17 protein-coding genes are annotated in these 26,125 nt (G+C 68.0%); 12 read left to right on the forward strand and 5 right to left on the reverse strand.

Features of this window, described 5'->3' with window-relative positions; all coding sequences use genetic code 11:
* Window positions 1-75 precede the first annotated feature (75 nt).
* From AB7E83_RS17835 to AB7E83_RS17845, 3 genes are read left to right on the forward strand one after another with little or no spacing between them, the layout of a single operon-like run.
* A complete protein-coding gene (locus AB7E83_RS17835) occupies window positions 76-999 on the forward strand; it encodes a BadF/BadG/BcrA/BcrD ATPase family protein (protein WP_428571828.1) in 924 nt (307 codons plus the stop codon).
* The gene (gene nagA / locus AB7E83_RS17840) at window positions 996-2,114 is read left to right on the forward strand and encodes an N-acetylglucosamine-6-phosphate deacetylase (RefSeq protein ID WP_428571830.1); all 1,119 of its coding nucleotides are present in this window, start codon (window positions 996-998) and stop codon (window positions 2,112-2,114) included. Before AB7E83_RS17835 ends, nagA begins: the two co-directional genes overlap by 4 nt.
* On the forward strand, window positions 2,111-3,121 hold the full coding sequence (locus AB7E83_RS17845) for an SIS domain-containing protein (protein WP_428571832.1): 1,011 nt from the start codon (window positions 2,111-2,113) through the stop codon (window positions 3,119-3,121). Before nagA ends, AB7E83_RS17845 begins: the two co-directional genes overlap by 4 nt.
* Before the next feature lie 3 nt (window positions 3,122-3,124).
* Here AB7E83_RS17845 and AB7E83_RS17850 read toward each other — a convergent pair whose 3' ends face one another.
* Window positions 3,125-4,318, reverse strand: a complete 1,194-nt coding sequence (locus AB7E83_RS17850) for an ATP-binding protein (protein WP_428571834.1) — start codon at window positions 4,316-4,318, stop codon at window positions 3,125-3,127.
* A gap of 136 nt (window positions 4,319-4,454) precedes the next feature.
* On the opposite strand from AB7E83_RS17850, the gene AB7E83_RS17855 reads away from it, so the two are divergent.
* From AB7E83_RS17855 to AB7E83_RS17870, 4 genes are all read left to right on the forward strand, one after another.
* Window positions 4,455-5,696: a sensor histidine kinase gene (locus AB7E83_RS17855; protein WP_428571836.1), complete on the forward strand. Its 1,242-nt coding sequence runs from the start codon at window positions 4,455-4,457 to the stop codon at window positions 5,694-5,696.
* Between the two features lie 213 nt (window positions 5,697-5,909).
* Complete coding sequence (locus AB7E83_RS17860) at window positions 5,910-7,832, forward strand: PrkA family serine protein kinase (protein WP_428571837.1); 1,923 nt, start codon at window positions 5,910-5,912, stop codon at window positions 7,830-7,832.
* Between the two features lie 122 nt (window positions 7,833-7,954).
* Window positions 7,955-9,232: a YeaH/YhbH family protein gene (locus AB7E83_RS17865; RefSeq protein ID WP_428571899.1), complete on the forward strand. Its 1,278-nt coding sequence runs from the start codon at window positions 7,955-7,957 to the stop codon at window positions 9,230-9,232.
* Window positions 9,129-10,790 (forward strand): SpoVR family protein, encoded by a 1,662-nt coding sequence (locus AB7E83_RS17870; protein WP_428571839.1) that lies wholly within the window; start codon window positions 9,129-9,131, stop codon window positions 10,788-10,790. Before AB7E83_RS17865 ends, AB7E83_RS17870 begins: the two co-directional genes overlap by 104 nt.
* 7 nt (window positions 10,791-10,797) lie before the next feature.
* Here the strand turns inward: AB7E83_RS17870 and AB7E83_RS17875 are convergent, their stop codons facing one another.
* The gene (locus tag AB7E83_RS17875) at window positions 10,798-13,095 is read right to left on the reverse strand and encodes a hypothetical protein (protein ID WP_428571841.1); all 2,298 of its coding nucleotides are present in this window, start codon (window positions 13,093-13,095) and stop codon (window positions 10,798-10,800) included.
* A 244-nt stretch (window positions 13,096-13,339) separates the two neighbouring features.
* On the opposite strand from AB7E83_RS17875, the gene AB7E83_RS17880 reads away from it, so the two are divergent.
* Both AB7E83_RS17880 and AB7E83_RS17885 read left to right on the forward strand, forming a co-directional pair.
* Window positions 13,340-13,504 (forward strand): hypothetical protein, encoded by a 165-nt coding sequence (locus tag AB7E83_RS17880; protein ID WP_428571843.1) that lies wholly within the window; start codon window positions 13,340-13,342, stop codon window positions 13,502-13,504.
* Window positions 13,505-13,623: 119 nt separating this feature from the next.
* The gene (locus AB7E83_RS17885) at window positions 13,624-15,018 is read left to right on the forward strand and encodes a Fic family protein (RefSeq protein WP_428571845.1); all 1,395 of its coding nucleotides are present in this window, start codon (window positions 13,624-13,626) and stop codon (window positions 15,016-15,018) included.
* Here AB7E83_RS17885 and AB7E83_RS17890 read toward each other — a convergent pair.
* Both AB7E83_RS17890 and AB7E83_RS17895 read right to left on the reverse strand, forming a co-directional pair.
* Complete coding sequence (locus tag AB7E83_RS17890; protein WP_428571847.1) at window positions 14,969-17,632, reverse strand: hypothetical protein; 2,664 nt, start codon at window positions 17,630-17,632, stop codon at window positions 14,969-14,971. The two genes, AB7E83_RS17885 and AB7E83_RS17890, sit on opposite strands and share 50 nt — an antisense overlap.
* Before the next feature lie 84 nt (window positions 17,633-17,716).
* A complete protein-coding gene (locus AB7E83_RS17895) occupies window positions 17,717-19,261 on the reverse strand; it encodes a UDP-glucose dehydrogenase family protein (protein ID WP_428571849.1) in 1,545 nt (514 codons plus the stop codon).
* Between the two features lie 190 nt (window positions 19,262-19,451).
* On the opposite strand from AB7E83_RS17895, the gene AB7E83_RS17900 reads away from it, so the two are divergent.
* Window positions 19,452-20,855: an HlyD family efflux transporter periplasmic adaptor subunit gene (locus AB7E83_RS17900; protein ID WP_428571851.1), complete on the forward strand. Its 1,404-nt coding sequence runs from the start codon at window positions 19,452-19,454 to the stop codon at window positions 20,853-20,855.
* On the forward strand, window positions 20,852-23,524 hold the full coding sequence (locus AB7E83_RS17905; RefSeq protein ID WP_428571853.1) for a glycosyltransferase: 2,673 nt from the start codon (window positions 20,852-20,854) through the stop codon (window positions 23,522-23,524). The genes AB7E83_RS17900 and AB7E83_RS17905 overlap by 4 nt, the downstream gene beginning before the upstream one ends.
* On the opposite strand, the gene AB7E83_RS17910 is transcribed toward AB7E83_RS17905, so the two are convergent.
* Complete coding sequence (locus tag AB7E83_RS17910) at window positions 23,463-24,773, reverse strand: hypothetical protein (RefSeq protein WP_428571855.1); 1,311 nt, start codon at window positions 24,771-24,773, stop codon at window positions 23,463-23,465. The two genes, AB7E83_RS17905 and AB7E83_RS17910, sit on opposite strands and share 62 nt — an antisense overlap.
* 172 nt (window positions 24,774-24,945) lie before the next feature.
* Here AB7E83_RS17910 and AB7E83_RS17915 point away from each other — a divergent pair, with 172 nt between their 5' ends.
* Complete coding sequence (locus AB7E83_RS17915; protein ID WP_428571857.1) at window positions 24,946-26,115, forward strand: ABC transporter substrate-binding protein; 1,170 nt, start codon at window positions 24,946-24,948, stop codon at window positions 26,113-26,115.
* Window positions 26,116-26,125: the final 10 nt, after the last annotated feature.

Raw genomic sequence — 26,125 nt, forward strand, 5'->3', positions numbered from 1 at the left:
GCAACACAAGCGATCCAGGAAGCACTTCGAAACGCTTCCCCCGCAACTCCTCCGCACGGACGTGGTCCAACTCCCATGGTCGAGTACATCATCGGCATCGACGGTGGGGGCACCGGAACCCGGGCGGTCGTCGCGCGGAACGATGGCCGGGTCCTGGGCGGCGGTGAATCCGGTCCGTCCGCCCTCGGCCAGGGCATTCCCCAAGCCTGGCGGCATATCGAGCTCGCGATCCGCCGCGCGTTCGACGAAGCGGGACTCCCCGTCCCCGATTGGCGAAACTGCAAGCTCGCTGCTGGCCTCTCCGGCGTCAGCCATCCCCCCTGGCGCGACGAATTCATCGCCGCCAACCCCGGCTTTGCCGCACTCGTCGCCGAAACCGATTCCTTCACCATGCTCCTCGGCGCGCACCGGGGTCGACCCGGCGCCATCGTCGCGGCCGGCACCGGCAGCATCGGCGAGGTTCTGCGCGCCGACGGCTCGCGCTGCACCGTCGGCGGCTGGGGCTTTCCGGTCGGCGACGAAGGCAGCGGTGCGTGGCTCGGCCTGCATGCGGTGCGCCAGGCGCAAGCCGCGATGGACGGGCGCTTGCGGCCCGGTCCGCTCGCGCGCCACGTATTCAGCCACTGCGGTCGCCACCGCACCGCACTTCAGTCGTGGTGCAGCCACGCGGGCCAGTTCGAATTCGCCCAACTCGCGCGCGCTGTGTTCGAATACGAGGCGAGCGATCCCTTTGCTGCGCAGCTGCTCGACCGTGCGGCAGCGTGTATCGAAGGCATCGCGTGGGCGCTGGACCCGCCGGGTGACTTGCCGCTGGCGCTAGCCGGCAGCATCGGCCTGCGGCTTGCGCCTCGCCTCACGCCCGAGCTGCGCGAGCGGCTCGTGGAGGCCGCGGAGCCGCCGACGATGGGCGCCTTGAGGCTCGCGCGGCGAATCGTGCGGGGATCGCGTGAAGATCCCGAACAGGCCATCGACAGCAAGGAGCCGGAAACCACGTCGTGACGCGCACACTCGAAGGCAACATCCTCACATCGCAAGGCTGGCTGCGCGGCGCGCTCGACATCGACGGTGCGCGCATCGCTGCGATCCGCGGCGATGCCATCGACGAGGCCACCGCGCGATCGAATGGCGGCGCGCTGCTGCTGCCGGGCTTCATCGACCTGCACGTCCACGGCGGCGACGGCCGCGACATCATGGAAGGCGGCGACGCGGCGCGCACCGTGGCGCGCTGCCACGCGCGCCATGGCTCGACGGCGCTGCTCGCCACGACCATGACCGCGCCCATGGCCGACCTTCGCGTGGCCTTCGAAGGACTGAACACCGTACGCTCGGCGCCCGATTCGCACGCGGCGCACATCCTCGGCGTCCACCTCGAGGGCCCTTACATCAACCCCGGCAAGCTCGGCGCTCAGCCCGACTTCGCGCGGCGCGTTTCGCAGGAGGAACTCGCCGAGCTGAATGCGATGGTGCCCGTGCGCCTCCTCACGATCGCGCCGGAGATGCACGGCCACCTCGAGCAGATCCCGCAGCTGGTGGCCGCCGGCTACCGGGTGCAGATCGGCCACACCACCGGCAGCTACGACGACGGGGTGCGGGCGCTGCAACGCGGCGCGACGGGCTTCACGCATCTCTTCAATGCCATGACGGGTTTGCAGCATCGCGAGCCCGGCATGGTCGGCGCGGCGCTCGCGCATGCGCAATTCGCCGAAATCATTCCCGACCTGCTGCACGTCCACCCCGGCGCGATCCGCGCGGCCATGCGGGCGATTCCCTGCCTTTACTGCGTGACCGACTCCACGTCCGCGACCGGCATGCCCGACGGCGAGTACAAGCTCGGCCGTCAGCCGGTGACCAAGTGCCTGGGCGGCGTGCGGCTCGCGGACGGCACGCTCGCGGGCTCGGCATTGACGATGGACAAGGCCTTGCGCAACCTGGTCGAGCGCATCGGCACGAGCATCGAGGATGCGTCGCGCAGATTGTCGACGTACGCAGCCGATCACCTCGGCCTCGCCGACCGCGGCCGGCTCGAAGTCGGGGCGCACGCCGACATCGTCGTGCTCGATGCCGCGCTCACACTCACCGACGTCATCATCGAAGGACGAAGGAACGACGCTTGAGCACGCGAATGCTGCTGGAAGCGCGTGAGGCCGCCGAGGTCGTCGCGCGCCAGCTGAGCCACGACGCCGACGCGTACCGCGCCTTCGGCGCGACGCTGAGAGAACGCTCGCCGACGTCGCTGCTGACCGTCGCGCGCGGCAGTTCGGACCACGCCGCGCACTACGCGGCCTACCTCATCATGGCGCGCCTTGGCCGGCTCGTGACCTCGCTGCCGATGTCGCTGGTGACGCTGTACCAGTCACGCATTGCCTGCGACGGCCTCGCGTCCTTCGCCTTCTCGCAGTCGGGACAAAGCCCCGACCTCGTCGAGCCCACGCGCTACTTCCGCGAGGGCGGGGCGCTCACCTCGGCCTTCGTCAATGCTTCCGGCTCGCCGCTCGCAAGCGCCGCCGAATGGGTGTTCCCCCTGCACGCGGGCGAGGAGCGCAGCGTCGCGGCCACCAAGAGCTTCATCGCCACCCTCTCGGCGGGCGCGCGGCTCGTTGCCGCGTGGCAGGACGACGCGGCCTTGCTGCGCGCGCTCGAAGCCTTGCCCGACTGCCTGGCGAAAGCCGCGCAGGCCGACTGGTCCGCGGCCGTCGAGGCCTTGCGCTCGCACGACCGCTTGTTCGTGATCGGCCGCGGGCTGGGCCTGCCCGTCGCGCTGGAGGCCGCGCTGAAGTTCAAGGAGACGTGCGCGATCCAGGCCGAGGCCTTCTCCGGCGCGGAGGTCCAGCATGGTCCGATGGCGCTGATCGGCGAACGGTTTCCCTTGCTCGTCTTCGCGCCGCGCGGCCCGGCGCAGGCGGGACTGCTCGCCCTGGCCGAGACGATGCGCAAGCGCGGCGCGTGCGTGCTGCTCGCAGGGCCGGGCGGCGAATTGCCGCTCGCGGAATGCGGCGCCGAAGAGCTCGATCCGCTGATCGCGATCCAGAGTTTCTATCCGATGGTGGAGGCGCTCGCGCGCGCGCGCGGCCTCGACCCGGACAAGCCGCCGCATCTGAACAAGGTGACGAAGACGCAGTAGGGACTACGAGTCCCCGACCGTGAACCGGAAGGTCGCGCCTTCGCCCGGCTTCGACTGCGCCGAGATGCCGCCGCCGTGCCGCGAGAGGATCTTGCGCACGAGCGCGAGGCCGATGCCGGTGCCCTCGAATTCGGCCGCGGTGTGCAGCCGCTGGAACGGCACGAACAGCTTGTCGACGTGCGCCGGATCGAACCCCGCGCCGTTGTCGCTCACGAAGTATTCGGCCCTGCCGTCGGTCACGAGCGCGCCGAACACGATGCGCCCGTCGTCGCGACGCCCGCTGAACTTCCAGGCGTTCGACAGCAGGTTGTCCATCACGTTGGTCAGCAAGCGCGGATCGCCCATCGCGGGCGGCGTGCCGTCGATGACGATCGCGACCCGGCGCTGGGGGTCCAGCTCCCGCAGGCGCTCGACCACGTCGGCCGCGATGGCCGACAGGTCCACGGGGACCCTCACCAGGTCGCTGCGCGAGATGTCGGCCAGCGCGAGCAGGCCATCGGTCAGCTCGGACATCGTTCGCACGCCCGCGCGGATGCGGCGCAGGTAGTGCGCATGACGCTCCCCCAGCGCCGCGCCCAGCGTTTCCTGCAGGCGCGAGCTGAAGCCGTCGATGGAGGCGAGCGGCCCGCGCAGGTCGTGCGCGATGGAGTAGGCGAATTCGCGCAGGTCTTCGTTGCTTTTCTCCAGCTCCGCCGTGCGGCGGCGGATGCGCTGCTCCAGCAGGTTGTTGAGCAGCACGATCTCCTTGTCGGAGCGCTGGCTCTCGGTGAGGTCCTCGACCTGGTCGACGAAGTAGAGCGGCTCGCCGTCGTCGCCGCGCACGACCGCGCGCGTGAGCTGCGTATCGACCGTGCGGCCCCGCCGGTCGCGAAAACGCAGATGCCGGCGGTCGACGACTTCGACGTCGCCGCCGTCAGCGCGGTCGCCGCCGCCGGCCTGCGACAGCGCGCTGCGGCTCGCCCGGTCGGACTCCACGTCCTCCGAATGCACGATGGCCTGAAGGCCGAAGCGGCACAGCTCGGCGCGGGTGTAGCCGAGCATCGCGCACAGGGCCGCGTTGGCCTGCAGCACGCGGCCGTCGGGGGCGAGCACGGCCATGCCGACGCCCGCCGCCTCGAAGGCGGCGGCGTAGGCAAGGGCCTGGCGCTCGTCCGGCGCACGGCCTTGCGCTCCCTGGATATCCTGTTGCAAAGGCACGATAGGCATTGTGGCCCCGCCGCGCACCGAGTGCGGCGACTTGGCATCGCCCGAAGGCCCATTTAGGCAATTTCCCTAATGGGTCCCTCCATGCCGACGGGATACTTCGCTCTCCGCAGCAAAGGACCGCCGCCGGATGCCCACGCTTTCCCGCACCCCGCCGATGAGCGACGCCGAATCCGCCCCCGCGGCCAACGCGCCCACCATGCTTGGCGCCGGCGTGCAGCACTTCTTCGCGCTGTTCGACCAGTCCCCGCACGGCGTGGTCCTCCTCGGACTCGACCTGCGGGTCCTGCGCGCGAACCCGGCCTTCGCCGCGATGGTCGGCCACGACGAGGCCGCGCTGCTGGACAAGAGCGGCCCCGAGCTGACGCACCCCGACGACGCGCGCGACATGGCGTGCGAGGTCGCGGCCATGCTCGCCGGCAAGCTCGCGGTGTGCGAGCACACGCGCCGCTATCTGCACAAGGACGGCGGCGTGGTCTGGGCCCGGACGCGCTGCACGCTCGTGCGCGACGCGTCGCAGCGGCCCCTGCATTTCATCCATCACGTCGACGACCTCGGCGCGTCCCTGGCGCGCGAGGGGCTGCGGGCGAGCGCGGAGCTCGAGGCGCGGCTGGAAGCGCGGGTCGAGGCGCGCACGGCGCAGCTCGCCGCCGCCAACCGCGAGCTCGAGTCGATCTCGCACTCGGTGGCCCACGACCTGCGTGCGCCGCTCGGCTCCATCGACGGCTTCAGCCGCCTGCTCGCGCAGGCCGCCGGCGACGCATTGCCGCAGCGTGCCGGCCACTACATCGAGCGCATCCGCGCCGGCGTGCGGCAGATGGGCGTGCTGACGGATGGCCTGCTCTCGCTCGCGAGCTACGCGCGCGTCGATTTGCAGTGGGAGACCGTCGACCTCGCCGCGCTCGTGCGGCGCTCGCTCTCGCGCTGCCGCCTGGAAGCGCCGTCGCGCGAAGTGCGCGAGATCGTGGCCGAGCCGTGGCATGCGCGCGGCGACGTGCGGCTGCTGTCGCAGATGATCGACAACCTCGTGCGCAACGCGTGGCGTTTCACCGAAGGACGCGACCACGCGTGCATCGAAGCGGGCTCGCAGCGCCAGGCGGACGGCACGCTGGTGCATTTCGTGCGCGACAACGGGGTGGGCTTCGACATGGCGCAGGCCGCGCACCTGTTCGATGCGTTTCATGGCGTTCATTCGGGCGACGAGACGAAGGTCGGACCCGCGCGCCACGACGCCGCCCCAGGCAAGGGCACCGGCATCGGCCTCGCGGCGGTGCAGCGCATCGTGGCCCGGCATGGCGGGCACGTGTGGGCCGAAGGCGCGCCGGGCGCGGGCGCGACCCTCTGGTTCACGCTCGGCGACGCACCTCTCTGAGCATACCGCGCCTGCGCGCGGCTGCAAACGTCTCGTGGTTTCCCCCACGACGCGGAACCTCGCCCTCTTGTTTTTATCTACCGTTCACCTACAGTGAAGTCGGTATTCCGCCTACAGGTGCGTACGGGGTCCAACAGCCGCGCCACGTTACATTGATCGGGCGAAGTGCCGGTCGCCGTACTCCGGCCCCAGTTGAAAACCGAAGGAGCTTTCATGGACGTAGTCCGCAATTTCCTGACGCGATACGAGAAGACGCGCGAAGAGGAGTTGTCGCTCGAAGAGTATCTCGACCTGTGCAAGCGCGACCCGCTCGCCTACGCCTCGGCGCCCGAGCGAATGCTCGCCGCCATCGGCGAACCCGAGATGGTGGACACCCGGCACGACTCGCGACTGTCGCGCATCTTCGGCAACAAGGTCATCCGCGTCTATCCGGCGTTCAAGGATTTCTACGGCCTCGAGGAGCCGATCGAGCAGGTCGTTTCGCACTTCCGCCATGCCGCGCAGGGGCTGGAGGAAAAGAAGCAGATCCTCTATCTGCTGGGTCCCGTGGGCGGCGGCAAGTCGTCCATCGCGGAGCGCCTGAAGCAGCTCATGGAGCAGATCCCGTTCTACGCGATCAAGGGCTCGCCCGTCAACGAGTCGCCGCTCGGCCTCTTCAGCAACGACGAGGACGGGCCGCTGCTCGAGCAGCAGTTCGGCATTCCGCGCCGCTACACGCAGAAGATCATGTCGCCCTGGGCCGTGAAGCGGCTCGAGGAATTCGGCGGCGACGTGCGCAAGTTCAAGATCGTCAAGCGCTACCCGTCGATCCTGAAGCAGGTCGGCATCGCCAAGACCGAGCCGGGGGACGAGAACAACCAGGACATCTCGTCGCTGGTCGGCAAGGTCGACATCCGCAAGCTCGAGAGCTTCGCGCAGGACGACCCCGACGCCTACAGCTACTCCGGCGGCCTGTGCCTCGCGAACCAGGGCCTGCTCGAGTTCGTCGAGATGTTCAAGGCGCCCATCAAGGTGCTGCACCCGCTGCTTACGGCCACCCAGGAAGGCAACTTCAAGGGCACCGAGGGCTTCGGCGCGATCCCGTTCGACGGCATCGTGATGGCGCACTCGAACGAAAGCGAGTGGAAAGCGTTCAAGAACAACAAGAACAACGAGGCCTTCCTCGACCGCATCTACGTGGTCAAGGTGCCCTACTGCCTGCGCGTGACCGAGGAAGTCAAGATCTACGACAAGCTGATCCAGAACTCCTCGCTGAAGGACGCCGTCTGCGCGCCCGGCACGCTGAAGATGATGGCGCAGTTTTCGGTGCTCACGCGCCTGAAGGAGCCCGAGAACTCGAGCATCTTCAGCAAGATGCAGATCTACGACGGCGAGAACCTGAAGGACACCGACCCCAAGGCCAAGAGCTACCAGGAGTACCGCGACTACGCGGGCGTCGACGAAGGCATGACCGGCATCTCGACGCGCTTCGCGTTCAAGATCCTGTCGAAGGTCTTCAACTTCGGCTCCGAGGAAGTCGCCGCGAACCCGGTCCACCTGATGTACGTGCTCGAGCAGCAGATCGAGCGCGAGCAGTTCGCCGCCGAGGTCGAGCAGAAGTACCTCACCTACATCAAGGAACACCTCGCCGCCCGCTACGCGGAGTTCATCGGCAAGGAAATCCAGACGGCCTACCTCGAGTCGTACTCGGAGTACGGCCAGAACATCTTCGACCGCTACGTCACCTACGCCGACTTCTGGATCCAGGACCAGGAGTTCCGCGACACCGACACCGGCGAGATCTTCGACCGCGCGGCGCTCAACGCCGAGCTCGAGAAGATCGAGAAACCGGCCGGCCTGTCCAATCCGAAGGACTTCCGCAACGAGATCGTCAATTTCGTGCTGCGCGCGCGCGCCAACAACGCGGGCAAGAACCCGGTGTGGACCAGCTACGAGAAGCTGCGCACGGTGATCGAGAAGAAGATGTTCTCCAACACCGAGGAGCTGCTGCCCGTCATCAGCTTCAACGCCAAGGCGAGCGCCGACGAGGCCAAGAAGCACGAGGACTTCGTCAACCGCATGGTCGAGAAGGGCTACACGCGGCGGCAGGTCCGCCTGCTGTGCGAGTGGTATCTGCGCGTTCGCAAGAGCAGCTGAAGAATTGGACCACCCCGAAGCGCCTGCGGCGCTCCCCCTCGAGGGGCGCCACCAGCGGCCCGGCAAAGCCGGTTCCGCGGTGTCCCCGATGAAAGGCGATTGCCATCATGTCTGAGCGCTCGATGCTCCACCAGGTGATCGACCGCCGCCTGTCCGGCAAGAACAAGTCCATCGGCAATCGCGAGCGCTTCCTGCGCCGCTACCGCGAGCAGATCAAGGAGGCCGTGCGCAAGGCCGTGGGCGACCGCGGCATTCGCGACATCGAGGGCGGCGCCGACATCAACCTGCCCCGGCGCGACGTGACCGAACCCACGTTTGGCCACGCGCCCGGCGGCAGCCGCGAGATCGTGCATCCGGGCAACCAGGAGTACGTGCGTGGCGACCGCATCCAGCGGCCGCAAGGCGGCGGTGGAGGCGGCGGCAACGGCAACGGCGCCTCGCAGGACGGGCAGAGCGAAGACGACTTCACCTTCCGCATCTCGCGCGAAGAGTTCATGAACTACTTCTTCGACGACCTCGCGCTGCCGCGCATGATCCGCACGCAGCTGCTGGCCGACGTGCCGGAGTGGAAGTCGCGCCGCGCGGGCTTCATCTCCGAAGGCAACCCCACCAGCCTGCATGTGGTGCGCTCCATGCGCGCGGGGCTTGCCCGGCGCATCGCGATGGGAGGCGACCCCCGCCGCGAGCTGCGCAACGCCGAGCGGCACCTCGCGCTGATGGAAGCTTCGGGCACGGCGGAGGAGATCGAGAAGGCGCGTCTCGACGTGGAGGAGCTCAAGGCGCGGATGAAGCGCGTGCCCTTCCTCGATCCGTTCGACCTGCGCTTTCGCAACCGCGTGCGCGAGCCGATGCCCACGAGCAAGGCGGTCATGTTCTGCCTGATGGACGTCTCGGGCTCGATGGACGAGTCGCGCAAGGACCTCGCCAAGCGCTTCTTCATCCTGCTCTACCTGTTTCTCTCGCGGCACTACGAGAAGACCGAGGTCGTGTTCATCCGCCATCACACGCAGGCCTCGGAGGTGAGCGAGGAGGAATTTTTCCACGCCACCGAATCCGGCGGCACGGTCGTATCGTCCGCGCTCACGCTCATGAACGACATCATCCGCGCGCGCTACATGGGCAGCCAGTGGAACATCTACGGCGCGCAGGCGTCCGACGGCGACAACTGGCAGCAGGACTCGTCGAAGTGCCGCGAGCTGCTCGACGACAAGATCCTGCCGCTCGTGCGCTACTACGCCTACGTTCAGGTGGCGGACGAGGACCAGAACCTGTGGGAGGAGTACACGCGCGTGCGCGATGCCAACCCGCAATTCGCCATGCAGAAGATCAGCTCGCCCTCGCAGATCTTCCCGGTGTTCCGCGAGCTGTTCAAGAAAAATCCCGTTCCCGTCCAGGGGTGAGGCCCGAATGAGCATCATCGAACTCCCCGAGCTGATCGGCGAAGTCGTGCCCGAGGGCAAGCGCCTGCCCGCGCCGTCCGACTGGACCTTCGAGCTGATCGAGCTGTACTTCAACGCGATCCGGCGCACGGCCGAGCGCTATGGGCTCGACACCTATCCTTCGCAGCTGGAGCTGATCTCGTCCGAGCAGATGCTCGATGCCTATGCGTCGGTCGGCATGCCGGTGAACTACCGGCACTGGTCCTTCGGCAAGCACTTCATCTCCAACGAGAAGAACTACCGCCGCGGCCACATGGGCCTGGCCTACGAGATCGTCATCAACTCCGACCCCTGCATCGCGTATCTCATGGAAGAGAACACGATGCCGATGCAGGCGCTGGTGATGGCGCATGCGTGCTTCGGCCACAACTCGTTCTTCAAGGGCAACTACCTGTTCCGCATGTGGACGGATGCGAGCTCGATCGTCGACTACCTCGTGTACGCGCGCAGCTACATCGCCGAGTGCGAGGAGCGTCACGGCATCGATGCGGTGGAGCAACTGCTCGACGCCTGCCATGCGCTCATGAACTACGGCGTCGACCGCTACCGCCGGCCGCAGAAGATCAGCATGGTGGAGGAGGAACAGCGCCGCAAGGAGCGCGAGGCCTACCTGCAGCAGCAGGTCAACGACCTGTGGCGCACGCTGCCGACCAAGGCCGGCAAGCAGGCCGAGAAGAAGCAGAAGCGCTTTCCCGACGAGCCGCAGGAGAACATCCTGTACTTCATCGAGAAGAACGCGCCGCTGCTGGAGCCGTGGCAGCGCGAGGTGGTGCGCATCGTGCGCAAGGTCGCGCAGTACTTCTATCCGCAGCGGCAGACGCAGGTCATGAACGAGGGCTGGGCGACGTTCTGGCACTACACCCTGCTCAACACCATGTACGACGAGGGCCAGCTGACCGACGGCTACATGATGGAGATCCTGTCGTCGCACACCAACGTGGTGTTCCAGCCGCCCGTGACACACCCCGGCTACAGCGGCATCAACCCGTACGCGCTCGGCTTCGCGATGTTCACGGACATCCGCCGCATCTGCGAGAACCCGACGCAGGAAGACCGGGAGTGGTTCCCCGACATCGCGGGCAGCGACTGGGTGAAGACGCTCGACTATGCGATGCGCCACTTCAAGGACGAGAGCTTCATCGGCCAGTACCTGAGCCCGAAGCTGATGCGCGAGATGCGCCTGTTCGCGATCCACGACGACGCGACGCAGAAGGAGCTGGAAGTCGCGGCCATCCACGATGACGCCGGCTACCGGCGCCTGCGCGAGTCGCTCGCGCGCCAGCACGACCTGAGCTGGCGCGAGCCCAACATCCAGGTGTGGAACGTCAACGCGCGCGGCGACCGCTCGCTCACGCTGCGCCACGTGCGCAGCAGCGACCGCCCGCTGGACAACAGCGCCGAGGAGGTGGTTAAGCACGTCGCGCGGCTGTGGGGCTTCCGCGTGCGGCTGGAGAGCGTGGACGCGCAGGACCGCGTGATGCAGCACTGGGAAGTGACGCCGGCGCAGGCGGCGCATTGAGCAGGTCTTAGCCGCCGGCGGCGCCGTCCTCCGCCCCGACGTAGGCGCGCCAGGCAAGGAAGGTATTGACGTCCTCGTTCACCATGTCCCGGTCCCGCCTGAAGCTGCTCAGGGCGACGGTCAGCATCTTGACGCCCGGAGACTTGAGGGTCATGTGTCCGCCGGTGAGTCCGACCTCGATGTCCGGACGCGCGGACATATGTTCCGCGATCGCCTTCGTCGACTTGAAGTCGATGGCATCCCACTCCGCCTGGTTCGGGGCCGGCTGCTTTCGATACGGCTGCTTGCTCCGCATGTCCTGGCGTACACGCTGCGCCGGGTGCGCGGCGGATGTCGCGGACGCGGCGTCCCGGCGACGCAGCCCGGCCTTTCGGTTCGCGTGCGCCGCGTGCATGGCGCGCATTCCGGCATCGACTCCGTCCTTGACGTCGTCGCCGCTCGATTCCGCGGCGGCGGACGGGAGAGGTGTGGCCGCAGCGTCGACAGCGCTGGCTCGCGCTTCGTCCTTGGCCGGTGCGTCAATTTCGCCGTCGTCGTCGTGCAGGCCCAACTCCGCCTTCGCCTGCGCCAGTCGCAACTGCAGATTGTGGTTGCGCGCCGCGAGTTCTTTCTCGGAAAGCCGCAGCATCGCCTGGTAGTTCCTCGCGCCTTCCTTGCGCTTGATCCTCTGCTGCTCCCGTTGCGCGGCCTTCTCGGCATCCGCATCGCGTTGCGCCTTCGCGGCTTTCTCGACCTTCCGCGCCTCGTGCCGATTCACGGCCTCCCGGAGGGCGACCCCCAGCACGCCGAGGGCGGCCACCGTCACGGCGGCATAGCTCGTCGCCTTCGAGAGGTCGCCTTCGGCCCGACGCGGCGTGGCACCAAGCAACGCGGCATTCGTGGCGATCATGTGCAGCGGCAGCGGCGACGCCTTGACCACCGAACTGCCGACGGAGAGGCCGTGACGCTCGAAGACTTCCCTTTGCCTGTCGGTGGCCTGCACGATGAGGGTGATATTCGCAACGAGCGTGCCGTTCGTGGTCTCGATGTCGATCGGCGTCCGAGCCACGAGATACCCCTCTCGTCGGTACGCGTCGGCGGCGAGGTCGAAGCCATCGCCGCCGAGACCCAGGGCGCTCAGGTCGGCGCCGATCAACAACGTTCCGGCGTTCGATTGAAGCGTCCGGACACTCTCCAGAGCGCCCTCGGCGTCCATTGCCGTGACGGTGCGCAGGCGGGGATCGGCCAGGCCCGCCGCAAGTGCGCGCTGGTCTTCCCCATAGAACTCGATCTCGACCCCCGGCTGCGTGAGCGAGGCGAGCAGCATGCTCTCGTAAGCGTTGGATTCGCAGATCAGATGGGACATGGCGCGAGCGGCATAGGGAGCGCGCGCCGGATCGTCCGCAAGTGCGTTCATGTCGCGAAGCGGCGTAAGGTCCCGCTCGTCGAGCGCGTGCAAGGTGTGGAACTTCAGCCTGTCCGCGCCGATAGCTCCCGCCAGGGTGAGTGTGACGACCGCGCAGCCGACGGGGTCGCCATACCGGGTTTGCGGGCTGCTGACGTAGAACGTGTTGACGACGCCCGCGTCGAAGAGATCCCCGATCAATGCCGCGACTCTTTCCAGGGGGCGGCAGAATGCGGGAAGCGGCATTCCAACGAGTGGCCGGACGCCATGCCGCTCGAATTCGGCCTGAACGTCCGCGCGTGCCGGCGCGAAGTAGACGAATTCGTCGAGCGCCCCGGCGAGCCGGCCTCCGAATGCGGTCCTGGCGAGGAAGCCTTCCCTCTCGCCTTCCGATGGAAACTGGTGTTCCAACTCGGCGCGCCGCAGCATGACGACTGTCGATGCATCGACCGGTGCGTGAAGGATTTCCCAAAGAGCCGCTTTGGGCGTGACGACGCGAAGGTGCCTTGCGGCGTCGGACCTGTTCCATTCGACCGGGCCGGAGGGGGTGGCCAAGGCGTGCCGGACCGTCAACCGGTCTTGCCGGGTGACGTACGCTTTCTCGAGCGCCTTGCTGGTCCGGCTCGAATCCCGACCGCACAGATGCCCTGCCAGGTTGGACGCATAGATGTCCGCGGGCAGGTACGCCAGGACCGCGTTGGTTTCATCGACCTCCTGCCGTGTGATGCGGTGCGACTGGAGGATCAGCGATGTGCTCTCGTGCCCGGGCGCGTCCCTGCGCACCGCGGACAGGAAGGCCAGCGAGTCGGCGCAGCCGATTCGGTCCTGCGTCGCGATGCCGGCCATGCGCACGTCGATGCCGGCCCCGCTTTCCAGCCCTTGCAGGAGCGCGGCCTGACGCAGTGCGGCTTCGCGGGTCATGGGCCGGTCTTCACCCGCCCGTCCCGAGGCCCCGGCCGCATTTCCCGTCACCAGGCCCACCAGGCATGCGAACACCTTCGCCCACGACGGCCTGCCGTATCCGGCATGAGCGCGCGCACTTGCGATGTGGGGGGATGAGCCGCCAGCGGCGAGCCCCTGCGGGGGCTGCGAATGCTCGGACTGGTGCGCGTGACACGCTTGCGCAAGCGCGCCCTGGGGGAGGGCGTGGAAGGAACCGAAGGCCATGTGCGCACTATCGACCGGCCGAGCCCGTGGGTTCAATCGACGGAAGTCTCTGCCGATCGCCTTCCACGTCGGCTGGCGCGACGTGGTGGTCGACGTCTTGTACGCGCCGGCCAACGCGGCCGACCATGTTCTCTCCACCGCGGACGCGCACGCGGCCGCGTGAGTCGAGCAACGCCCGGCGCCTGCATCGAATCGGTTCATATCGGCTCAAATCGGATCGTATTGGCTCATATCGGCTACAATTGGCTCACCCGCAGCTGAGCCGATTCCGATCCGATTGCCGTGGCCTCCCCAGACCTCTCCACGTCCCAGGCGCTGTTGCTCGCGCTGGCTTCTTCCTCCGCGCAGGGGATGGAGTTCGTCTCCTCGACTCGGCTCGCCGCGTTGACGGGGGCGAGTACGGCGGGCGTCAAGCGCGCATTGTCCGAGCTGGTCGCGACGGGGCAGGTCGAGGTGACGGGGCGCGCAAGAGCCACGCGCTATCGGCTCGTTGCCGTGGATCGCGGCCCGAGGTACGGTGTCCGGACGCAAGCTGTCGAGGCGACGGCGGCATCCGGTATCGAACCCCTCTCGCCCCGGCCCGACTGGACCTCCGCCAGTCTCGAACTGCGCCGGCGCCTGCAGGCGCCGCTCGTGACGCGACGACCGGTCACTTATCGGCGAGATTTCGTCGACCTGTACCGGCCCAACGAGATCTTCCTGCTGCCGCCGAAGCTGGCCGCCGAGTTCGCTGCGCTCGGCCGGTTGCCGGAGCAGATGCCCGCGGGGACGTATGCGCGGAAGGTGCTCGAACAGTTGTTGATCGACCTCTCGTGGTCGTCGTCGCGCCTGGAAGGCAACCGCTACACCCTGCTCGACACCGAGCGGCTGTTCAGGAGCGGCCGGACCGCCACGGACACCGATTCCGTGATGCTGCTCAATCACAAGGCGGCCATCGAGTTTCTCGTCGACGCGGTGCCGACGCAGGGGCTTCACGCCGGCATCCTGCGCAACATGCATGCGGTGCTGATGCAGGATCTCCTCATGGACGTGTCCGCGCTCGGCGCCATCCGCGAGAAGGTGGTGAACATCAGCGGCACGACCTACGTGCCGATGCAGGCGCCGGCCGTGTTGCACGAGATGTTCGGCCTCGTCATCGAGAAGTCGAAGCAGGTGCGCAATCCTGTCGAGGCCGCGTTCTTCCTTTGGGTCCAGCTCGCCTACCTGCAGCCCTTCGAGGACGGCAACAAGCGGGTGAGCCGCCTCGCCGCCAACGTGCCGCTCATGTTGCATAACCAGTCGCCGCTGTCCTTTCTCGACGTCGATCGGGACGATTACGCGCTGGCGATGATGGGCGTCTACGAGTTCTGCGACGTGTCGCTCGCGGTGGACCTGTTCGAGTGGACCTACCGCCGCTCGCACGCCCGCTATCGCGTGCTGCTCGAATCGATGGGCGCGCCCGACCCGTTTCGGGTGCGCCATCGCGAGGCGCTGAACGAAGCTGTCTGCGCCATCGTGCGAGACGGCAAACGTGCGCCCGCCGTGGTCGCTTCGCTCGCGCTGCCCGCCGCGGATGCGTCGGGTTTCGCGGCGCTGCTGGAACAGGAACTCGGAGCGCTCGCCGATTACAACTGCGCACGCTACCGCCTCACGATGAAGGAAACGCAGGCCTGGATCGATTCGGGCCGCGTGCGCTGAGCGTCGCCGCGCTTTCGCGTGAGGACGCGGAGCGGACGGGTCCGGCGGCCTCCTCGATCCTCGACGCCCGCCAGCCGAGGAAGCAGTTCACGTCTTCGATCACCCATTCGGGGCGCCGGCGGAAGACGCTCAGCGCGACGGTCAGCCGTTTGACGCCGGGATGGTGGAGGTGGAAGTGGCTTCCCTTTCCGGGCGTGTACCGCACGCCCTGGAGCCCGGACATGATCGTCAGAAGCGATTCCGGCGAGTCGAAATCGATCCACTTCGACGCAGTCCATTCGATCCAGTTCGGCGGCTTGTCCGTGCGATAGGGCCGGCGGTTGCGCATGATCTGGCCGGGTTGTTCAGGCGCCTCGGACGAGGGCGCCGTCAGCGCCCGGCGGCGTTCCGCGGCCTTGCGCTGCTGATTGCGTTGGTGCTCGGCGCGCATTGCCGAGCCGTGGGCGTCCGTTGGGTCGGCGCCCGAGTCGACGCCGACGGTGGGGACGATCCGGGCGGAAGAAGCAGCGATGCCTGCGTTGGCCTCGTTGTGCTTTTCGTCCTCTTCGTCCTCTTCGTCCGGGAACGCGGGGTCGTCGGAGGCGGCACGTGCGGCGCTCCGGACATGGCGAGTCTTCTGCTCGGCAAGCTGCGCCTGCCACTCGCAGTCGATCTCGGCAGCCTCCTTGACGGAGCGCCTGTTCGCCAGCTTGGCGCGTCGCTCGATCTGGATGCGTTCGAGCTCGCGATCTCTTTGGGCAGCGGCGTCGCGGTCCTTTTCTCCTTGCGCTTTCGCTGCCTTCGTGTGTTGCGTCTTCTCTTCCGCCGCGCGCTGCGTCCTGGCCGAAGCCTCGTGACGGTTCTGGATGTATTTCACGAGCACGCCGAGGCCAAGGCTCGCGGCCACGACGGACACCGCTGCGACGAGCCGCCCCTCCGGTGCCCGGGAATCGTCGGCGTGCGCGGCCTGCGGGTTGAAGCCCCGCGCCGCGCCGTGCATGGCGATCTGCGCCATCGTTGCGACCACGTCCGGCGCCTGGGCGGACACCTCTCCGACGGGCAAGTCGTGATGGCGGAACACGTCGGCGCGTGCGGGCGTCATGTGCAGCAGCACGGTCATGCTGGCGTCCTCCGCCGCGCCCTCGCCCTGGAGCGGCAGGCTCCCGGCGAGCCAGCCGAACTGGCGGAACAGGCGTGCCATGGCCTCCCGATCGCCACGGTAGAACTCGTGGCCCTCCTGGTCCGACAGGACGATGGCCGTCTCGGAGGCCGGACCCATGTCGACGAGCTTTGCCACGTCCTCGGCGGGCGCCACGGTCACCGTGATGCCTCGAGGATCCCGAACCGATTCCTGGAGACTGCGATCGCCGGCGGCCGACCGGCAGAGTAGGCGCAGGGTTGTCACATTGCCGTGGATGGCCGCGCGCCCGAGCATCGTGCGCGCGCCCGGACCCTCGTCCGTGCAGAAGGTGTCGGTGACTCTGATTCGCTGGTGGTTCCTCGTCGACGGATCGGCCATTGCCGCGTTGTCGGCTTCCGGGTCGGATGTGTTCGAGACGATGAACATGAGCACACGCACTTCGCCTGCGACGCTTGCCGCGCCGATACTGCGAGCGGCGGCCGCGCAGTTCTGCGTCCGCGGGAGCGCGACGAGGATCACGTGGCGGATGCCGGTGGGCAGCAGGTCGGCCAGCAGCGCCGAAGGACGGTCCGGCGGACCGCCTCGGGCGACCGCCCTGGCCTCGTTGAGCACCTGGGCGCCGTGCAGAGCGAATTGCTCATCGGATACGGCACTGCGTTGCAGGAACAGCACGACGTCGTCGATGGCGGCGACCTGAACACCGAAACTGCCGAGGTCTTCCAGGAACTGCGCACGTCCCCGGGCGTTGCTCGTGAACCCGGCCCATGCCGAGGCCTCGAGGATCAAGGCATCGGAGGCGGCGATATCGTGCGATCGTATGTAGTCCGCCACGAAATTGGAACTTTCGAGGACCAGCTTGCGTGGACTGTCCATGGGTCCTTGCACCGCCGCGAGCGAACCGGCTTTTTCATGCACCGTGAAGCGCATGTCCTTGTGTCGCGCCAGGTGTGCGGCAAGGCGTTCCCTCGCCGGTCCGGCATCGAGCGGGCACAGCAGTTGGGAGCTCGGCACCGAAAGGTGTTCCGCGGCGTCGGGGCTGTCGCGGAAGTGCTCGAACGTGTTCTGTACCAGGGCGAACTGGCCGTTCAACATCGGCAGCGCGTAGAGATCGAGTTCGGGGTTGCCGGCGCCCTGCGTCCGATCGAAGCTTGCGAAGGCGTCGAAGACCCGGGTCGTGATTTCGCAACTGCCCGGGTACTTGCTGATCGTGCCGGCGGTGAACCTGTCGATGTGGGCATGGGCATGCAGGCCTTTCATGAGCGGGCCGAGCGCCGCGCCGTCGGCGTTGTTGGCGGAGGAGACCAGCAGGCACAGAAATGCCGTGGCCTTCCGCCATGCGGCGCCACCGGTCGGTGCGGCTCGCCTGCCGCGCTGGACGGCTTCGGAGAATCCGGCGCTTGCGCGCGTGCTCGTGCTCGACGCCGTTACGGCTTCGGTGCCAAGCGGCGGCAGAGCAGTCGTCGAGGCCGGCGGTGGAAGTGCGGTCAGGGCCATGGCGCACTATCCACGACGGCCCGCCGCCGCTTCAATCCGACCAAAGTCTCTCCGCAGTCGCGAATTCGGCGCCCCGACAGCGCTTCAGGCCGGAAGCGCGCTCTCCGCCTGCGCGTCCGTCTCCGCCACGCTGATCGCCTCGGCTCCCGTGGCGGCGTCCGCCACTTGCGCCCGCTCCGGCCCCGGTGCGGCAAGCCCCACCTCGGCCTTCAGCCGCATCTGCTCGGCGATCGCCTGATTTTCCTCCGCCGCGCGCAGCATCGCCACGTTGCTGCGGCCGATGCCGACGTACATCAGGCCGGCGGCGGTGAGCTGGTGCGGGTCGTACAGATTGCGCCCGTCGATCACGAGCGGCAGCTTCATCGACTTGCGCAAGGCCGCGAGGTTCGGGCTGCGATAGTTCTTCCACTCCGTGACGATGACGAGCGCGTCGGCATCGACGACGGCTTCCATCGGCTTGTCGACGAGAGAGAAATTCTCGAGCAGGGCGGGCGCATCCGCGAAATCGTCCGCGAGTGCGCGCTCGGCCTGCTCGTACGCGACCGGGTCGTGCGCGCGGATTCGCGCGCCGGCCCGCAGCAGCGCACCGATCACTTCGCGGCTCGGCGCCTCGCGCATGTCGTCGGTGTTGGGCTTGAACGCGAGGCCCCACAGCGCGATGGTCCGACCCGCGAGATTGCGCCCGAGCCGGTCGAAGACCTTCTCGGCCAGCACGTTCTTCTGGCGACGATTCACCTCCTGCACCGCATCGAGGACATGCAGGCGCTGGCCCGCTTCGGCGGCCGTGCGGCGCAGCGCATCGAGGTCCTTGGGGAAGCAGCTGCCGCCGTAGCCCGCGCCCGCGTAGAGGAAGCTGTAGCCGATGCGCGGGTCGGCGCCCACGCCTTGCCGCACGAGCTCGATGTCCGCGCCCATGCGGTCGGCGAGGTTCGCGAGTTCGTTCATGAAGCTGATGCGCGTGGCGAGCATCGCGTTGGCGGCGTACTTGGTGAACTCCGCGCTGCGCAGGTCCATGACGCGCGTGCGCTCGTGGTTGCGGTTGAAGGGCAGGTAGAGCTCGCGCATCGCGGCGAGCGCGCGCTGTCCGGCCTCGCCGGGCTCGATGCCGAGCACGATGCGGTCGGGCCGCATGAAGTCGTCCACCGCCGCGCCTTCCTTCAGGAACTCGGGGTTGCTCACCACCGAGAACGCAAGCTCCTGCAAGCCGCGGCTCGCGAGCTCGATGCGCATCGCATCGGCCACCATCTCCGCCGTGCCCACGGGCACGGTCGACTTGTCGACCACCACCTTGAACTCGGTCATGTGGCGCGCCACGCCGCGCGCGGCGGCCAGCACGTACTTGAGGTCCGCGCTTCCATCCTCGTCCGGCGGCGTGCCCACGGCGATGAACTGGATGTTCGCGAACGCGACGCTCGCCGCGACGTCGCTGGAGAACGTCAGCCGTCCTTCCTCGACGTTGCGCTCGATGATTTCCTTCAGACCCGGCTCGTAGATCGGCATGCCGCCCGCGTTGAGCAGGTCGACCTTGGCCTGGTCGAGGTCGAGGCAGAAGACGTTGTTGCCGAGTTCGGCCAGGCACGCGCCGGTGACGAGCCCGACATAGCCCGTGCCGATGATGGTGACGTTCATGAGGTACCGCTCCCTGCGTTTTTCGTTGCGATCGACGCGAGAGTAGATTTGCGGCGCGCGTCGGATCGTGTCTTGCAGTCGCGTCAGCGGGTAGGCATCCGCCTACGGCCGGTTGCGCCGTTTACGTGGATGTACCGGGCGTGCAATTCGTGACGATGCATCTGCAGTTATTTCACGCAGAGGCAAGCTCATGATCACCCGCGAAGACAACCTGCAGCGCAAGGCGTTGCGTGTCGCGATTCCGCTTTTCGTCGAGCTCGACGGCAGCAGCTACCAGGTGCGCGACTGGTCCACCACGGGCCTGGGCATCGACGGGCTGCCGCGCATCCCGGCGGCGGGCGAGATCGTGCCCGCACGGATCAGCTTCCCCATGCTCGAATCGACCCTCGTCATTCCCGTGCAGCTCGTCTTCCGCGGGGAGCGCGACGGCACATGCGGCTTCGAGTTCCACGACCTCTCGGCACGCAACCGCCGGGTGCTTCGGCACTACATCGAGCTGTCGGTCGACGGCAAACTCGGCGACGTCGAGGACATCGTCGCTGCCGCGTCGCTGCCGGCGACGCGGACGCCGGTCGATGCGCCTCTGAATCTCTCGACACTGGCGCCCGGCTCCGCCCAGCAATACCGCAACCGCGCCTGGCGCGGCATCGCGCTCGGCCTCGTGATGGCGGGCGTGCTGGGCGCGTTGGGCCTGTACAACTACACCTACCCGATCGAGGGAACGGGCTTCGTGAGCGGCAGCATCGCGCGCATCACGGCGAACCACGACGGGCGCATCGCGCGCCTGATGGTGCAGCCGGGCACGCGGATCGAACCGAACATGCCGCTCTTCGCCGTGGAGAACCCGGCGCTGCGCAACGAGGTGGAGGCGCTCGAGCAGCATGTGGCCCAGCTTTCGAAAGAGCAGTCGCGACTCGCGGGGGCGCGCCGCCAGGCCGAGGCCGGCCTGCTGTCGACGCTCAAGAAGGACTGGGCGCAGCGCGAAGCCGAGCTGAACAACGCGCGCAAGCTGTTCGACTCGGGCGTCATCACGCAGCGCGAGGTGCTGCTCGTGTCCAACCAGGTCAACGACATGCAGCAGGCCTACCTGCGGCAGGTGGCCGACGGCGCGACCCGCAGCCAGAGCCTCGACGGCGCGGACGTGATGAACCGCCTGCGCGTCGAGCTCGCCGCCAAGAAGGTGATGCTCGCGCGGCAGGATGCCGAGCGCACCGTGCGCGCCAGCGTGAAGGGCAAGGTCTTCCAGGTCGACAAGACCGCGGGCGAGTTCGTCTCGCCGCACGATCCGGTGGTGCTGGTGGAGGCCGACATCACGCCGAGCGTGCTGCTGCGGTTGCCGAACGACGATGCGCTGAAGCTGCGGCTGGGCATGCCCGCCACGATCTACGTGCCTTATGAAGATCGCAAGTATTCCGCGACGGTCTCCGCCGTCGGCCTCGCCGCCGCGAGCGCCGGAGCGGCTGTCACGCAGGAGGGCGGGCTGAACGAGACGCTGGTGAAGCTGGAGTTCCAGGACAAGCGCGTGCGTCTGCCGGCCAACGCGCGCGTGAACGTCTACATCCGCAATCCGTCCGCGCTGGCCCTCTGGTCATGAAACGGACCGCGAGGTCCCAGGCCCTGCTCTCGGTGGCGGGGCCGCTGCTCGTCTTCGGCCTGCCCGCAGCACTGTTCCTCTGGTGGGGCCGCACGCACCTGCACGGCGTGGAGCACGGCATCGTGGTCGCGCTCGGCGCGTTCGGCCTGTGGCGCTACGGCTGGCAGTTGCTCAACTACGTACGCGCGGGCATCTATGCGACCTGGTACTACCCGCGCCTGCGGGCGCAGGCCGAGGAGGTGGCCGCGAAGGCACACTGGCCCGACCGCATTTTCATCGTCGTCGCGTCGTATCTGGAGGAGCCGTGGGTGTCGGTCGAGTCGATGCAGTCGCTCATGTCGAACATCGCGGACGTACCCTGCAAGGCGACGGTCGTCGTGGCGGTGGGGAGCGACGGCGACGAGGCCCTGATCGCGTCGGTGTACCGCGCGCACCCGGCGCGGGGTCAGGTCGAACTCGTGTTCCAGCGCCAGAGCCAGGGCAAGCGCGCGGCGCTCGGGCATGCGCTGCGGGCGGTGGCGCGGCGGCATCGCGACGAGCCGAACAGCGTCACCGTGCTGATGGACGGCGACTCGTGGCTGGAACCGGGCGGGCTCGCGCGTTGTCTGCCGTTCTTCCTCGCCTACCGCGACCTCGGCGCGGCGACGACGAACGAGGTCGCCTTCATCCCGAACCGCAGCCTGTGGCACCGCGACTGGTTCGGCCTGAAGTTCGGCCAGCGCCATGTGCTCTTCCAGTCGCACAGCCTGTCGAACAAGGTGCTCACGCTCACGGGACGCTTCTCGATCTTCCGCACGTCCATCGTCGTCGAAGAGGAATTCATCGCGTCCATCGAGCGCGATAGTGTCGACCACTGGCTGCACGGCGAGCTGAAGTTCCTGATGGGCGACGACAAGAGCTCGTGGTTCCACGTGCTGCGCAAGGGCTGGAACATGCTCTACCTGCCCGACGTGACCTGCTGCTCGCTGGAGTCGCGCGAAACGCCGTTCTTCGAGGCGAGCGTGTCGCTGCCCTACCGCTGGTTCGGCAACACGCTGCGCAACAACCCGCGCGCGCTCGCGCTCGGGCCGGCGCGGGTCGGCGGCTTCATCTGGCTCGCGCTGCTGGACCAGCGCCTGTCGATGTGGACCTCGCTCGTCGGTCTGGCGGGGGCGGTCGCGCTGGCGGTCGCGAAGTCGGTGCTGTTCATTCCGCTTTATCTCGCGTGGGCCGTCATCGTGCGCTCGCTGCAGCTGCTCGTGATCGGCTGGCACGGGCATGCGGTGACGATGCGCACGATTCCGCTCATGCTGTACACGCAGTGGGTGGGCGCGCTGGTGAAGATCCACGCCTGGCACCACCTCGGCGACCAGAGCTGGTCGAAGGGCAAGGCGCAGCAGGCGCGCGGCGCGCGCGGCTTCGTGCGGCGGCTCGTGCCCGGCGGGGTGATGGTGATGTCGTACCTCCTGTTCGGCGCGGCGGTGCTGCTCGCGCACAGCATGCTGCGCTGGCCGGCGATCCCCCTGTTCGCGGCGGAGGCCGCGCCGACGGCCATCGACGCGCGACAGCACGGCGTGACGCCGGACGACGGGCGCGACGATGCGGCCGCGTTGCAGGCCTTGCTGGAGCGCGTGGCCGGACGCGGGCCGGTGACCATCGCGCTGCCGGGGGGCGTGCTCGACTTTCATCGGCCCGTCGTGATTCGGCACAGCGACGTGAGCCTCGCCGGCGCGGGTCGCGAGCAGACGCGGATCGTGTCCCACATCCGCGGGACCGATGGCGCGGTGATCCGGGTCGAGGGCACGCGCGGACCCGTGATCGCCGAACTCGCGCAGCCGCTCGCGGGCGATGCACGCCGCGCGACGCTCGACCGTGCCGCCGCGCTGCAAGCCGGCGACTACGTGTGGCTGCGCCAGCCGAACGACGATGCGCTCTTCCGCCAGCTCGGAAGCCGCGAATGGAAGCGCGAGCAGCCCTTCCTGCGACAGTCCATGCTGAAGGTCGCTTCGAGTGAGGGCAACGCGGTCGAGTTCGACACGGCGGCGGGCATCGCTTTCGCCGCGCGCGCCTCGCAGCTCATGCGACTGCGTCCGGTGCAGCGGGTGCGTCTGGCCGACTTCCGCATCGAGCAGCGCAACGGCACGCAGGACATCGCGCAGGCGCGATTCCGCTACGAGAACCTCGCGCCCGAGCTCGCGGTGGACGGCATCTCGCTCGAATGGACGGCCGACGTCGCCATCGAGCGCGTCGGTGTCTTCAACGCGGGACGCCACCCGCTCGCCATCGAGAACAGCTCGGGTTTCCTCGTTCAGGACTGCGTGCTCGACGGCGCCTGGAACAAGGGCGACGGGGGCAGCGGTTACCTGCGCATCGCACGCGCCTTCCACGGCAAGGTGGAGGGCTGCAAGGTGCGCAACATCCGCCACATCGCCGTGCAGTGGAGTTCGGCATTCAATCGGATCGAGAACGTCGACAGCGAGGTCGACGTGAATTTCCACGGGGGCTATTCGCACCACAACGAAGTCCACGACGTGCGGTTCGCGATTCCGCGCGAGCACAAGTGGGGTCCCGTGTTCGTGACGCCCGCCAACGCGCGCTGGGCGCCGCCGGACGGGCCGGGCAATCGCGTTACGGCGTCGCCGTCAGCGAATAGAGCTCCGCCGGTTCACGCGGCTTCACCAGCGCGCTGACCTGCGTCAGCACCTCCAGCACGTCGAGGCGCGCCAGCAGGATTTCGCGCTGCAGTTCGTGCAGCCGCAGCGTGTACTCCTCGACCTCGCGGTCGGGGTCGGCCGCGATGGCCGACACGGGCAGGTCGAGCCGGTAGCAGGCGAGGTCGGCCTTCGCCCGAATGAACTTGTTCTCGGCCTGCAGCACGCGCATCTCGTTTTGCTTCATGCGCAGCCGGTCGGCGAGCAGCGCGAGCTTCTGCCGCAGCGTCGCTTTCAGCGACTCCTGCTGGTCGGCGTAGAGCGCGCGCGTCGCGTCCGCGAGCTCGGGCCGGCCCTTGTCGTCGCCGATCGGGATGCGCACGCGCACGCCCGCGTAGTTGTTGGGCGAGCGCTCGAACTCCTTGTTGCGCTCCAGAACGAGCCGGACCGACGTGTTGTCCTTCACCGAAGGCAGGAAGCGACTGCGGCTCTCCGCCAGCAGCGCCTGCAGCTGGATGTCCGGCGAGCGCGTCGCGGCGAGTTCGGCGAGTTCGGGCTCGGGCTTGAGCGCGATGTGCTCGACGCGGTTGATCAGCTCCTGCGCCTGCGGGTACACCAGCACGTCGACCGAGCCCGCGTAATGGCGCGCGCGCAGCGACGCGCGTTCGGCTTTGAATTCGATTTCCGCGAGTTCGACGCGCGTGATGCGGCCGTTCGCGAGTTCCTGCTTGCGCCGCGCGAGCACGGGCACGATCGCGGCCGCTTCGCGTTGGTAGAGCGTCGCGAGCAGCCGGTTGCGCATGTTCTCGACGGCGAGCAGGTTCTCCTGCAACTGCCGCTGTTCCACGTCGCGCAGCAGCTGGAGGTATTGCGCCTTGTTCTCCAGGCGCAGCCGATCCAGCTGCCGGCGCGACTCGGCGCGGCCCTGGTCGTACAGCTCCCACTCCAGGCCGAACGCGTAGCGCGCGCCGCGGCTGTTGTCGATGCTCTGGTCGAGCTGTCCGGTGGCGTAGAGGCCGTCGAAGGGCTTGAGCGCATCGAGCTTCGCGTTGAAGTCGCCCTGCTGCCGCGCGAGCCGCTCGCCGAGGTTCGCCTGCGTCGAGGCCTCGGGCCGCGCGCTCGACGCAAGCGGCGGCACGAGCTGGCTCGCGAGCACCTGGCCGGTCATGCTCGTACACAGGCTCTTGGCAAGACGCAAGGAGGAAGGAGGCGGGGTCTGCGCGTGCCCGGCGCAGGCCAGCGAAAGAAGCGCGATTGCTGTCGAGCAGGCCGAGGAAGTGAAACGCATCGTCGCTGGATTCTAGGGGCGCGGCCGTGCGCGTGGGGCCGTTCGCGGGGGGCAGGCGAATGAGATATCGCCGGGCCGGCTATTTCAATCGCGCATAACTGCTAGACGCCGCCGCCGATTTGCACGGCCCGTGGCGCACGCGGAGAATCTCGACCGAATCCAGGAGACGACCATGCACAAAAGAACTATTCTGCGCACCGTGGCGGCCGCCGCGCTGTGCGCCGTCGGCGGCTTGGCGGCCGCACAGGGCACGCCCTTCAAGATCGGCCTGATCCTCCCCATGACCGGCCAGCAGGCCACGACCGGCCGCCAGATCGAAGCGGCCGCGAAGCTGTGGATGGCGCAGAACGGCGACACGGTCGCCGGCCGCAAGGTCCAGCTGATCTTGAAGGACGACACGAGCCTGCCCGACGTCACGCGGCGCGTGGCGCAGGAACTCGTGGTGAACGACAAGGTCGACGTGCTGGCCGGTTTCGGCATCACGCCCTCGGCGCTGGCCGTCGCGCCCATCGCGACGCAATCGAAGACGCCGCTCGTGGTGATGGCCGCGGCCACGTCGAGCATCACCGAAGCGTCGCCCTACGTGGTCCGCACCAGCTTCACGCTGCCGCAGGCCTCGGTGGCCATGGCCGACTGGGCGCCGAAGAACGGCATCAAGTCGGTGGTGACGCTCGTGTCCGACTACGGCCCCGGGCTCGATGCCGAAAAGTTCTTCAGCGACCGCTTCCTCTTCAACGGCGGCAAGGTCGTCGAGAAGCTGCGCGTGCCGCTGCGCAACCCGGACTTCGCGCCCTTCCTGCAGAAGGTGCGCGACCTGAAGCCCGACGCCATGTTCGTCTTCGTGCCCTCGGGCGCGGGCGCGGCGGTGATGAAGCAGTTCGGCGAGCGCGGCATGGACAAGGCCGGCATCCGGCTTATCGGCACCGGCGACGTGACGGACGACGACCAGCTGAACGACATGGGCGACGTCGCGCTGGGCGTCGTCACCTCGCATCACTACTCGACGGCGCACCCCTCGGCGGTCAACAAGAAGTTCGTCGCCGAGTTCCAGAAGGCCAACAGGAACCTGCGGCCGAACTTCATGGCCGTGGGCGGCTACGACGGCATGCGCGTGATCTACGAGGCGCTGAAGAAGACCGGCGGCAAGGGCGGCGGCGACGCGCTGCTGGCCGGCATGAAGGGCCAGATCTTCGAGAGCCCGCGCGGCCCGGCCTTCGTCGACGCGCAGACGCGCGACATCGTCCACAACATCTACCTGCGCAAGGTCGAGCGCAAGGACGGGCAGTTGTGGAACACCGAGTTCGACGTGATCAAGGACGTGAAGGATCCGGGGAAGAAGTAACGGACGATAA

It is taken from the genome of Ramlibacter sp., from assembly GCF_050250995.1.
Classification (GTDB): Bacteria; Pseudomonadota; Gammaproteobacteria; order Burkholderiales; family Burkholderiaceae_C; genus Ramlibacter.